At 68.8% G+C, this 10,896-nt stretch carries 11 protein-coding genes and 1 pseudogene; 2 read left to right on the top strand and 10 right to left on the bottom strand.

The window, feature by feature from the left end; all coding sequences use genetic code 11:
* The 9 genes and pseudogenes from C5O18_RS02835 to ccoN form a co-directional block, all read right to left on the bottom strand.
* Nucleotides 1-746 (bottom strand): sulfite exporter TauE/SafE family protein (locus C5O18_RS02835; protein ID WP_105191349.1); only part of this gene is annotated, 746 nt, incomplete at its 3' end.
* Between the two features lie 2 nt (nt 747-748).
* Nucleotides 749-997 carry a cbb3-type cytochrome oxidase assembly protein CcoS gene (gene ccoS, locus C5O18_RS02830; protein ID WP_105191348.1) on the bottom strand — a complete coding sequence of 83 codons (249 nt, stop codon included), beginning with the start codon at nt 995-997 and terminating at the stop codon, nt 749-751.
* A gap of 82 nt (nt 998-1,079) precedes the next feature.
* The gene (locus C5O18_RS02825) at nt 1,080-3,416 is read right to left on the bottom strand and encodes a heavy metal translocating P-type ATPase (protein WP_241146712.1); all 2,337 of its coding nucleotides are present in this window, start codon (nt 3,414-3,416) and stop codon (nt 1,080-1,082) included.
* Between the two features lie 122 nt (nt 3,417-3,538).
* Nucleotides 3,539-3,775 (bottom strand): annotated as a pseudogene (locus tag C5O18_RS10815) (FixH family protein); the annotation flags it as partial.
* Between the two features lie 25 nt (nt 3,776-3,800).
* A complete protein-coding gene (ccoG, locus tag C5O18_RS02815; RefSeq protein ID WP_105191345.1) occupies nt 3,801-5,255 on the bottom strand; it encodes a cytochrome c oxidase accessory protein CcoG in 1,455 nt (484 codons plus the stop codon).
* A 112-nt stretch (nt 5,256-5,367) separates the two neighbouring features.
* On the bottom strand, nt 5,368-6,360 hold the full coding sequence (ccoP, locus tag C5O18_RS02810) for a cytochrome-c oxidase, cbb3-type subunit III (protein ID WP_105191344.1): 993 nt from the start codon (nt 6,358-6,360) through the stop codon (nt 5,368-5,370).
* Nucleotides 6,357-6,554, bottom strand: coding sequence for a cbb3-type cytochrome oxidase subunit 3 (locus C5O18_RS02805; RefSeq protein WP_241146711.1), 198 nt, complete (start codon nt 6,552-6,554; stop codon nt 6,357-6,359). The genes ccoP and C5O18_RS02805 overlap by 4 nt, the downstream gene beginning before the upstream one ends.
* A 16-nt stretch (nt 6,555-6,570) precedes the next feature.
* Nucleotides 6,571-7,194, bottom strand: coding sequence for a cytochrome-c oxidase, cbb3-type subunit II (ccoO, locus tag C5O18_RS02800; RefSeq protein WP_105191343.1), 624 nt, complete (start codon nt 7,192-7,194; stop codon nt 6,571-6,573).
* A 15-nt stretch (nt 7,195-7,209) separates the two neighbouring features.
* Nucleotides 7,210-8,631, bottom strand: coding sequence for a cytochrome-c oxidase, cbb3-type subunit I (gene ccoN / locus C5O18_RS02795; RefSeq protein WP_105191342.1), 1,422 nt, complete (start codon nt 8,629-8,631; stop codon nt 7,210-7,212).
* Nucleotides 8,632-8,954: 323 nt separating this feature from the next.
* Between ccoN and glnK the strand changes: the two genes are divergently transcribed.
* Complete coding sequence (gene glnK, locus C5O18_RS02790; protein WP_105191341.1) at nt 8,955-9,293, top strand: P-II family nitrogen regulator; 339 nt, start codon at nt 8,955-8,957, stop codon at nt 9,291-9,293.
* A 194-nt stretch (nt 9,294-9,487) separates the two neighbouring features.
* A complete protein-coding gene (locus tag C5O18_RS02785) occupies nt 9,488-9,874 on the top strand; it encodes an SCP2 sterol-binding domain-containing protein (protein WP_105191340.1) in 387 nt (128 codons plus the stop codon).
* A 75-nt stretch (nt 9,875-9,949) separates the two neighbouring features.
* On the opposite strand, the gene C5O18_RS02780 is transcribed toward C5O18_RS02785, so the two are convergent.
* Nucleotides 9,950-10,867 (bottom strand): alpha/beta hydrolase, encoded by a 918-nt coding sequence (locus C5O18_RS02780; protein WP_105191339.1) that lies wholly within the window; start codon nt 10,865-10,867, stop codon nt 9,950-9,952.
* Nucleotides 10,868-10,896 lie beyond the last annotated feature (29 nt).

Here is a 10,896-nt window from a genome sequence, read left to right as displayed (position 1 = left end):
GCGTGGGCATGGGCCGGCGCGTGATGGCCGGATGCGTGCTGGTCCGCTGCCGCGCCATGCCCGTGACCGGCGTGCATCTGCGTGCCCAGCATGGTCCACAGGCCGAACAGGATGACCAGCACGCCGGCGGTCTGGCGTGTGCCCGGCCGCTGCAGCAGGTGGCGGAACTGGCCGGCGGCGGCGCCGGTGACGAGCAGCGCGGGCATGGTGCCGAGGCCGAAGGCGAGCATGACCAGCGCCGACTCGGCCGGCGCCGCGCGCGTCACTGCCAGCGCCATGGCGCTGTAGACCAGGCCGCAGGGCAGGAAACCCCAGACCATGCCGGCCGCCAGCGCCTGCCAGGGCCGCCGCACCGGCAGCAGGCGCTGGCGCAGCGGCGCCAGGGCTCGCCACAGCGGGCCGCCGATGCGCTCGAGCACGGCCAGCGCCTGCAGCCATCCCGCCAGGTAGGCGCCGAGCAGAATCATGAACAGGCCGGCCACCAGACGGATGACCTGCTGCGCGCCGTCCGCGTCCTGCAGCCCGCCGAGCACGAGGCCGGCGAGCAGACCCAGCAGCAGGTAGGTGAGCAGGCGGCCGCCGTTGTAGAGCAGTTGCCAGCCGAGCAGGCGCAGGCCCTGTCGCGATGCTTCCGGCAGGGCGTAGGTGAAGGCGCTGCCGAGGCCGCCGCACATGCCGACGCAGTGGGTGCTGCCGAGCAGCCCCATGAGCAGGGCGGTGCCCAGCCAGGCCAGGTCGCCGGTCATGTTCAAGCCGGCGGCTCCGGGTGGCGGTCGCCGCCGGCATCGCGTGCCGTGCCGGCCGGGGCTGCGGGGCGGGAGCCGGCCGGGAGCCGGGCGGCGGTCTCGTGACGCTTCTCGCGGTCATCGAGGATGATACGGTGCGCCGGCCCCTCCAGGTCCTCGTACTGCTCGCTGCGCACGGCCCAGAAGAAAACCCAGACCGCGAAGGCGAGGAAGGCCACGCTGAGCGGCACCAGCAGGTAGATCACTTCCATGGCGCGTGCCTCGGTTCGGGTTGCCGGTCGCCGCCGGTGCGGCGGGTGTGCGTGCCGGGGCATGACTGATGCCTGCGCACGGTCAGGCCGCCTTGCGCAGGCGCAGCGCGTTGAGCACCACCAGCAGCGAGCTCAGCGACATGCCCAGCGCCGCCAGCCAGGGCGGCACGAAGCCCAGTGCCGCCGGTGGCAGGATGGCGAGATTGTAGCCCAGCGCCCAGCGCAGGTTCTGGCGCACGATGGCGGCGGTGCGCTCGGCGACGCTGAAGGCCGGCAGCAGCGCCGGCAGGCGGTCGCCGAGCAGCACGACATCAGCCGAGGTCTGCGCCAGGTCGGTGCCCGAACCCATGGCGATGCCGAGGTGAGCCTGGCCCAGGCCGGGGGCATCGTTGACGCCGTCGCCGACCATCGCCACCACGGCGCCCTGCGCCTGCAGCGCGGCGATGGCCTGCTGCTTGTCCGCCGGCGTCATGCCGGCCTGCCAGTCGTCGAGCCCGAGGGTGGCGGCGACCTGTGCCGGCACCGACGACGGGTCGCCGGACATCAGCAGGGTCTTCAGGCCGCGCGCGCGCAGCGCCTGCAGCACCGGCAGCGCCTCCGGCCGCAGCTGGTCCTCGAACACCACGCGCGCCAGCGCGCCGTCATCGTCGCTCAGCCACAGGGTCAGCGACTGCTCTCCGGTGTCGGCGTCGGCGCCGAGCGCGAAGCGGGCATGACCGAAGCGGTAGGCGCGGCCGGCGAGGCGGGCACTGACGCCATCTGCCGGCTGCAGCACCGGGGTGTCGTCGAAGCTTGCGGGCGCGATGTCCGCGTCGCGCGCCAGAGCCTGCATGGCGTGTGCGATGGGGTGCGCCGAGCCCGCCTCGAGGCCGGCGATCAGTGCCAGCGCCTGCGCCCGGTCACCGCGCAGCACGTCGAATTCGCGCAGGGTCAGCTGTCCCAGGGTCAGCGTGCCGGTCTTGTCGAATACCACATGGGTGGCCTGCGCCAGGCTGTCGAGCACATGGCCGCGGGTGAGCAGGAAGCCCTCGCGCGCCAGCGTGTGGGTGGCCGTGGTCAGCGCCGCCGGGGTCGCCACCGAGAGCGCGCAGGGGCAGGTGGCGACCAGCACCGCCAGCGTGGCCCAGAACGCCTGCGTGGGATCGACGAACTGCCAGCCGATGTAGACCAGCACCGCCAGCACCAGCACGCGGGCCACGAAGAAGTGCGCCATGCGGTCGGCGCGCTGGGCGATCAGCGGCTTCTCCGAGAGTGCGCGCGACAGCAGCTGGTGCAGGGTGGCGAGCACGGTGTCGCCACCGGTGCGCGTGACTTCGGCGTGCAGCGGCTGGTCGCCGTTGATGCTGCCGCCGATCAGGTCGTCGCCGGCGCGCTTGGGCAGCGGCAGCGGCTCGCCGGTGAGCAGGGCCTCGGACACGCTGCCGTGCCCGGCGGTGACGCGAGCATCGCAGGGCACGGCTTCGCCGGCCTCGATGAGGATGGCGTCGCCCGCGCGCAGGTCGTCGGCCGCGACCGTCTCCCGGCGGCCGTCGGGCAGCAGCCGGTGCGCCAGCCTGGGCACCAGCAGCAGCTGGCTGGCGGCGGTCTCGCCGGCGCGCTGGCGGGCCTTCAGCTCGAGGTAACGGCTGGTGAGCAGGAAGAAGATGAACATGCACACCGAGTCGAAGTAGGTCTCTCCGCCCTGGATCAGGGTGGCGTACCAGCTCGCGAGGAAGGTGCCGACGAGCGCGATCGACACCGGCACGTCCATGTTCAGCGTGCGTGCCCGCAGCGCGCGCCAGGCCGAGCGGTAGAAGGGCCAGCCGGCGTACAGGAACACCGGCGTGGTGACCAGGCCGGAGATCCAGCGCAGGTAGTCGCGGTACTCCGCATCGATGCCCTGGAAAGCGCCGATGTACAGGCCCATGCCGTACATCATGGCCTGCATGGCGCCCAGCCCGGCCACGGCGACGCGGATCACCTGGGTGCGTGCCTCGCCCGCCAGCTGTGCGGCATGGGTGTCGGCACGGAACGGGCGGGCGCGGTAGCCGATGGCTTCCAGCGCCGCCAGCAGGCCGCTGAGCGGCTGCCGTTCGCTGTCCCAGACCAGTCGCAGGCGGTGGTTGCTGAGGTTGACCGAAGCCTGCGCCACGGCGTCGTCCTGGCCCAGGCGGCGCTCGATCAGCCAGGCGCAGGCGGCGCAGCTGACGTTCTCCAGGCTCAGTTCGGCACAGGCGTAGCGTCCCTCGCGACGCACGAACTCCTGCTGCGCGGCAGGGTGGTCGAAGCGCGCCAGCAGCTCGGCCGGCACCGGTGCGCCGGCGGTCCGGCCGCCCCGGTCGCGTTCGCGGTAATAGCCTTCCAGCCCGCTGGCGACAATGTTTTCCGCCACCGCCTGGCAGCCCGGGCAGCAGAACACGCGCTCGCTGCCGAGCACCACGGCCGCATGCTTTCCCGCCAGCCTGCCGGTCGGGTTGGGCAGTCCGCAGTGGTAGCAGGCGCCGGTATCGCTGGCATCTGCTGCCACTGCGGCAGGCTGGCTGTCGGCAANACCTCGCCGGTGACCTCGTCGAAGCGGATGTCGGCACGCAGACCCAGCGCGCTGGCGCGGTCACTGCGGATGAAGCTCTGGTTCACGCTCTTGCCGTCCTGATACCAGTCGCCGCGCACCACCGGGTCCTGGTGGGTGAACGCGATGTAGACGAACTGCAGCGAGAAGGTCACCGCCAGTGCCGGAATGGCGATCACGAACCAGACCCAGAACTGCTGGTACCAGGGGCGGGCATCGGGCGTGTTCATGTCGATCTCCTGGCTGTCGTCGCGATTACAGGCGCGGCGACAGGAAGCTGTTCTCGGTGGTGGCGCTGACGCTGGGCTCGCCGACGCGCGTCACCGTGATGCTGACGCGGGCGTTGCGGGTGGTGATGTCGGCCGGGTCGGCCTCGATCATCACCGGCAGCGTGGCCAGCTCGCCAGCCGCCAGCCGGACCCGGTCGCCGCCGTCATCGAGACGGATGCGGAAACTGTCGCAGGTGGCGGAGATGCGGTATTCGCCGCCGGTCTGGGCCTTGTTCTGGATCTTCAGCGTGTAGCTGTTCTGGATCATGCCTTCGGCGGACTCGCGGAACAGCGCCCCGCGGTCGCGGATCGACTCGACCGACAGCGGCGTGCGCGTCACCAGCGCGAACACCAGGGCGCCGCTCATGATCAGCAGCGCGGCACTGTAGATCAGCAGGCTGGGGCGCAGGAAACGGTAGCGGCCGGTGCCCGGCTGTTCCAGCAGGTGCTCGGTGGTGTAGCGCACCAGGCCGCGCGCGTAGCCCATCTGGTCCATGACGCTGTCGCAGGCGTCGATGCAGGCGGCGCACTGGATGCACTCGAACTGCAGGCCGTCGCGGATGTCGATGCCGGTGGGGCAGACCTGCACGCACATGTTGCAGTCGATGCAGTCGCCCAGGCCCTGCGCGACTGCATCGCTGCCGCGCTTGCGCGAGCCGCGCGGGTCGCCGCGCCGGCTGTCGTAGGAAATGATCAGCGTGTCCTTGTCGAACATGACGCTCTGGAAGCGGCCGTAGGGGCAGACGTGCAGGCAGATCTGCTCGCGCATCCAGCCGGCGTTGACATAGGTTGCCAGGGTGAAGAAAACCAGCCAGAAGCTGGTCCAGAAGCCGAGCTGTCCGGTGCTCAGGTGCTGCCAGAAGTCGCGTACCGGCGTGAAGTAGCCGACGCAGGCCAGGCCGGTGAAGAAAGCGACGACGAACCATCCGCCGTGCTTGACGGCGCGGCGCAGCAGCTTGACCGCGCCCAGGGGCGCATGGTCGAGGCGCACGCGGGCGTTGCGGCCGCCCTCGGCCATCTCCTCGATCCACATGAACAGCAGGGTCCACACCGTCTGCGGACAGGCATAGCCGCACCAGACGCGGCCGGCGAACACGGTCACCGCGAACAGCGCGAAGGCGGCGATGATGAACAGCCAGGACAGGAAGAAGAAATCCTCGGGCAGGAAGGTCCAGGCGAAGACGTGGAAGTGGCGTTCGGAGAGGTCGAAGAGCACGGCCTGGCGACCGTCCCACTGCAGCCAGGGCAGCAGGAAGAACAGCGCCAGGGTCAGGTAGAGCAGGGTGGCGCGGATATTCTGGAAGAAGCCGGAGATCGCGCGCACATGGATCTTCTCGCGCCGGGCGTAGAGGTCCACGGTGACAGGCTGCCCCGCCGGTTGCGGCGTGTGCACGCGCACCGGGTCCGGAGACAGATCGCGCACCGGAATGTGCCGACTCATGAGACCGATCTTCCTGCCAGCTCGCGATGCACCATGTTAGCGCCTCCGGGCGCTGGCGGCCTGCGACAAAGGGTCGCAGGCCGCCATGCCAGTCAGTGTTCCCGCCGCAGCGTCACGGGGCCGCTCCGGTGGCCGGCGTCGCCGTGTCCGAGGCCGGCTGTGCCGCAGCGGCCTCCCCGGGTGCGACCTCCGCGGTGGCCTCGGGCGACGGCGCCGGACGGCTGTCGCGCGAGATACGATAGACATAGGCCGCCATGAGGTGCACGCGTTCCGGTCCCAGGGTTTTCTCGAACGCCGGCATCTGGCTGCTGCGACCGTGGGCGATGGTCTCGGCCACGCGCTGCTCGCTGCCGCCGAACAGCCAGATGTTGTCGGTCAGGTTGGGCGCGCCCAGCATCTGGTTGCCGGTACCGTCGGCACCGTGGCAGGTGGCGCAGATCATGAAGCGCGCCTGGCCCGTGGCCGCCAGCGCCGGGTCGACCTGGCGGCCGGACAGCGACAGCGTGTAGGCGGTGACTTCCTTCACGCCCTGTTCGCCGAGCATGCCGATCCAGGGCGGCATCATGCCGTTGCGGCCGCGCGAGATGGTTTCCAGCAGGCGTTCGGGCTCGCCGCCGTACAGCCAGTCGCCGTCGGTCAGGTTGGGGAAGCCGCGCGCGCCGCGCGCATCGCTGCCGTGGCAGAGCGCGCAGTTGTTGGCGAACAGGCGGCCGGCGACCTTCATGGCGCGTTCGTCATCGGCCAGTTCGGTGATCGGCGTTGCCGCGAAGGCCTGGTAGAGCGGGCCGAACTGCTGGTCGTAGGCGGCCTCGTCGGCCTGCAGCTCGCCGTGCGAGGTCCAGCCCAGCAGGCCGGGGAACTTGCCCAGGCCGGGGTAGAGCGCGAGATAGCCCAGCGAGAACACGATCGAGATCCAGAAGCAGTACAGCCACCAGCGCGGCAGCGGGTTGTTGTACTCGCGGATGCCGTCGTAGTCGTGGCCGGTGGTGCCGTCCTCGGCGAGGTCGGACAGGTCCATCTTGCGGGTCCACATCAGCAGCCAGGCCACGCCAACGATGTTGGCCAGCGACAGCACGATGATGTAGCCGCTCCAGAAATCGGTCATTTCTCGTCTCCACGCGCGTTCTTGTCTGCCGGCGGCGGAGACAGCGGGTCGGTGTCCAGGGGCAGGCGGCCGTTGTCCTCGAAGCGCTGCCGGTTGGAAGGCTTGTAGGCCCACCAGCAGATCGACAGGAAGGCCGCCATGGCGAGGAGGGTGGCGATGCCGTGCAGGGTGCCGTTGTCCATGTTCAGGTCCATGATCTCTGCTCCCTGCTCAGCGCAGTTCCCGGTCCTTGAAGGCGTGGCCGAGCTGCTGCAGGTAGGCGATCAGCGCCTGCATCTCGGTCTTGCCCTTCACTTCGTCGCCGGCGGCGGCGATCTGCTCGTCGCTGTAGGGCACGCCGAAACCGCGGAAGGTCTCCAGCTTCTTCGCCGTCAGCCTGCCGTCGAGCACATTGGTTTCCAGCCACGGGTAGCCGGGCATGATGGACTCCGGCACCACGTCGCGCGGGTTGACCAGGTGGGCGCGGTGCCACTCGTCCGAGTAGCGGCCGCCGACGCGTGCCAGGTCAGGGCCGGTGCGCTTGGAGCCCCAGAGGAAGGGGTGTTCCCAGACCGACTCGCCTGCCACCGAGTAGTGGCCGTAGCGCGCGGTCTCGGCGCGCAGCGGACGCACCATCTGCGTGTGGCAGACGTGGCAGCCCTCGCGGATGTAGATGTCGCGGCCTTCCATGGCCAGCGCGCTGAGCGGCTCCAGGGTCGAGGCCGGTTGCGTGGTTTCCTTCTGGAAGAACTGCGGCACGATCTCCACCAGGGTGGCGAAGCTGATCGCCACCACGATGAACACCGACAGCAGGCCGACGTTCTTTTCCACCAGTTCGTGCTTGGACGAAGCCATGATCGCTTGTTCTCCTCAGGCTGCCGGCAGGTCTTTCGGCTGTGCGCCGCGGACGGTCCGGTACACGTTCCAGGCCATGACCAGCATGCCGGCCAGGAACATGCCGCCGCCGATGAGACGGCCGACATACATGGGGTGGCTGGCCACCACGCTCTCGATGAAGCTGTAGGTCAGCGTGCCGTCGGCATTGATGGCGCGCCACATCAGGCCCTGGGTGATGCCCGAGATCCACATCGACACGATGTAGAACACGGTGCCGATGGTGGCGAGCCAGAAATGCACGTTGATGAGCTGCGTCGAATACATGGCCTGGCGGTCGAACACGCGCGGGATCAGCACGTAGAGCGAGCCGATGGAGATCATGGCGACCCAGCCGAGCGCGCCGGAATGCACGTGGCCGATGGTCCAGTCAGTGTTGTGCGAGAGCGCGTTGACGGTCTTGATCGACATCATCGGGCCTTCGAAGGTGGCCATGGCGTAGAACGACAGCGCCACGATCAGGAAGCGGATGATGGGGTCGGAGCGCAGCTTGTCCCAGGCGCCGGACAGCGTCAGCACGCCGTTGAGCATGCCGCCCCAGCTCGGCGCGATCAGGATCAGCGAGAACGCCATGCCCAGCGACTGCGTCCAGTCGGGCAGGGCGGAATAGTGCAGGTGGTGCGCGCCGGCCCACATGTAGACCGAGATCAGCGCCCAGAAATGCACGATCGACAGGCGGTACGAGTACACCGGGCGACCGGCCTGGATGGGCACGAAGTAGTACATCATGCCGAGGAAGCCGGCGGTGAGCAGGAAGCCGACGGCGTTGTGGCCGTACCACCACTGGATCATGGCATCCATGGCGCCGCCGTAGACCGAGTAGGACTTGGTCAGGCTCAGCGGCACGGCGGCGCTGTTGACGATGTGCAGCACCGCGATGGTGATGATGAAGGCGCCGTAGAACCAGTTCGCGACGTAGATGTGCGAGGTCCGGCGCTGCACGATGGTGCCGAAGAACACCGCCGCGTAGGCGATCCAGACGATGGCGATGAGGATGTCGATCGGCCATTCCAGCTCGGCGTATTCCTTGGTCGAGGTCAGGCCCAGCGGCAGCGTGATCAGCGCCAGCACGATGACCAGCTGCCAGCCCCAGAAGGTGAAGCCCGCCAGCCGGGGCATGAACAGCGGCGTCAGGCAGGTGCGCTGCACCACGTAGAGCGAGGTGGCCATGAGCGCCGAGCCGCCGAAGGCGAAGATCACTAGGTTGGTGTGCAGCGGGCGCAGGCGGCCGAAGGACAGCCAGGGAATGTCGAAGTTGAGCGCCGGCCAGGCCAGCTGGGCGGCGATGAACACGCCCGTGGCCATGCCGACGATGCCCCAGACCACGGTCATGATGGCGAACTGCCTGACCACCCCCATGTTGTATTCCGGCGCGGTGACTGGCTGAGCGTGGGACATGGCGGCTTCCTGTTGTCCGGGCGTGCGGAGAGGTCGATGCGCACATTTTCAGTGTCGCCAGCGACAGTTGGCACCGTAAAAGTGGGGCTATTGTCTCGTTATTTTGTCTTATGACTAAGGTACGGAGGTCGCACGAAGGGATGAGGCCCGGGCGTTTGTCCCGGATCCGGCGGGATTTTCACGCAACCGGCCAGCTTGTGGGCAGACAAGGATGGGCGAAAACCTCCGCTCCCGCTATGCTGTCAGCCTGCTTTCCGGCCGGTCGCCATGGTCAGCGGCCGGGGTATCGGTACTGAGAAGTCATTCTGAACAAGGGGTTGCACATGAAAATGATCACCGCCGTGATCAAGCCGTTCAAGCTTGATGATGTCCGCGAGGCCCTGTCCGACATCGGCGTCACCGGCCTGACCGTGACCGAGGTCAAGGGTTTCGGCCGTCAGAAGGGCCATACCGAGCTGTATCGCGGCGCCGAGTATGTTGTCGATTTCGTGCCCAAGGTCCGCCTCGACCTCGCCGTCACCGATGGCCAGCTGGACCAGGTGCTCGACGTCATCAGCCAGGCAGCCGCCACCGGCAAGATCGGCGACGGCAAGATCTTCGTCACCGACCTGCTGCACGTGGTGCGCATCCGTACCGGCGAAACCAACGAAGACGCGATCTGAGAGATCGTCCGGGCAGGCGCAACGCGTGCCCGGATGCCTGTGTGCGACCGAGTCCGGCCGGTTTTCCGGGGCCGGCCCGGTGTCACCTGCCTGCGGTTGCACCCCGTCAGGGCATCGTGTACGTTCAGCTGCCCGGCCTTTCTGCTGATGCCGGCGTTTCACGATTTCATCCATACACCCGGAGAAGAATTAAAATGGCAGCTTTCCTGTCTCAAGAGTGGTTTGCAAAGGTTGACGAACTGACGGCTGCTGCCGGCGACCTGAACATCCCGTCCAGCGTGGCTGGCCTGGTCCTCAACGTCACCGTCAACGGCGCCCCGGAAGGTTCGGTCGACCTCGCCCTGAACGGCGGCAAGTTCGAGCGCGGCCACAATGCCGGTGCCGCCACCAAGCTGACCCTGCCGGCCGACCTGCTGCGCAAGATCTTCCTGGAAGGCGATGCCGCTGCCGGCATGCAGGGCTTCATGACCGGCCAGATCAAGGTCGAAGGCGACATGAGCAAGCTCATGACGCTGCAGTCCGCACGTCCGAGCGACGCCCAGAAGGCGCTGTTCAAGCAGATCCTGGCCCTGACCGCCTGATCCGCTGCGAGCGCTGCACTGAAAACCCGCTTCGGCGGGTTTTTTGTTGCCGCCATTCCCGGCGGGGCGTCATGTTCAACGCAGGCAGGGATTCTCGCCGGCGCGCACGGCGCTGATGAAGCGCACCATGGCGTCCAGCGCCAGCGCGGTTTCCGACAGCTCGTCGCCGAGCAGGTGGAAGTCGTGCCAGAGGCCGGGCCAGACCTGGCATTCGATGCAGCCGCCGACAGCACGCACGCGGGTCTCCAGGGTCAGGGCGTCATCGAGCAGGATTTCCTCGCTGCCGACCTGCACGAGTATCGGCGGCAGTCCGGCGAGGTCGGCGTGCAGCGGCGACAGGCGCGGGTCATCGTTGCCGAGATCATAGCGGTACCAGCCGACGGCGCGCCGGAGCAGCGCTGCCGACAGCACCGGGTCGCGGCCGGCCAGCGAATGCATGGCGTCGCTGCTCAGGGTGAGGTCGATGAAGGGGGAAATCAGCAGCAGCGCCAGTGGCGGCGGCTGCCCGAGGTCGCGCGCGGCGATGGCCAGTCCCAGCGCCAGGCCGCCACCGGCGGAGTCGCCGGCGATCATCAGGTGTGCCGGGTCGTAGCCTTGTGCCAGCAGGGCCTGCCAGACCGCCAGCGCGTCCTGGTGCGCGGCCGGCCACGGGTGCTCCGGCGCCAGCCGGTAGTCGGGCACGAAGACATCGGCTTGCAGGGTCTGCGCCAGCTGCGCCGCCAGCCGCCGGTGCGTGCGTGGCGAGCCGGCGAAGAAGGCGCCGCCGTGCAGGTAGAGCACGGCCTGCTGGCTGCCCTGGCCATGGACCTCGCAGGGCACGCCGGCCAGGGTCTGCCGCCGTACCTCGGCGTCAGATCCGGCCGGTTCCAGCAGGCGGCCGAACTGCGCCATGCCGGCGCGCAGCCAGTGCGCCGGCAGCGGCAGCCGCGCCGGCGTCTTCACCAGCAGCCGCAGGCCTGCCTTCAGCGCGTGGCGGCGCAACCGGCCGGGCATGGCGCATCTCCGTGGACGTGATGTCTCAG

This window comes from Amnimonas aquatica (assembly GCF_002943415.1).
Lineage (GTDB): Bacteria > Pseudomonadota > Gammaproteobacteria > Pseudomonadales > Moraxellaceae > Perlucidibaca > Perlucidibaca aquatica_A.
The sequence above is the reverse complement of the archived record's forward strand: the minus strand, read 5'-3'. Positions and strand labels throughout refer to the sequence as shown.

Bases quoted from the DNA above. Each gene is read 5' to 3' on its own strand.
- ccoS (WP_105191348.1), bottom strand. From the start codon at position 997: ATGGAAGTGATCTACCTGCTGGTGCCGCTCAGCGTGGCCTTCCTCGCC.
- ccoG (WP_105191345.1), bottom strand. From the start codon at position 5,255: ATGAGTCGGCACATTCCGGTGCGCGATCTGTCTCCGGACCCGGTGCGC.
- ccoP (WP_105191344.1), bottom strand. From the start codon at position 6,360: ATGACCGATTTCTGGAGCGGCTACATCATCGTGCTGTCGCTGGCCAAC.
- C5O18_RS02805 (WP_241146711.1), bottom strand. From the start codon at position 6,554: ATGGACCTGAACATGGACAACGGCACCCTGCACGGCATCGCCACCCTC.
- ccoO (WP_105191343.1), bottom strand. From the start codon at position 7,194: ATGGCTTCGTCCAAGCACGAACTGGTGGAAAAGAACGTCGGCCTGCTG.
- ccoN (WP_105191342.1), bottom strand. From the start codon at position 8,631: ATGTCCCACGCTCAGCCAGTCACCGCGCCGGAATACAACATGGGGGTG.
- glnK (WP_105191341.1), top strand. From the start codon at position 8,955: ATGAAAATGATCACCGCCGTGATCAAGCCGTTCAAGCTTGATGATGTC.
- C5O18_RS02785 (WP_105191340.1), top strand. From the start codon at position 9,488: ATGGCAGCTTTCCTGTCTCAAGAGTGGTTTGCAAAGGTTGACGAACTG.
- C5O18_RS02780 (WP_105191339.1), bottom strand. From the start codon at position 10,867: ATGCCCGGCCGGTTGCGCCGCCACGCGCTGAAGGCAGGCCTGCGGCTG.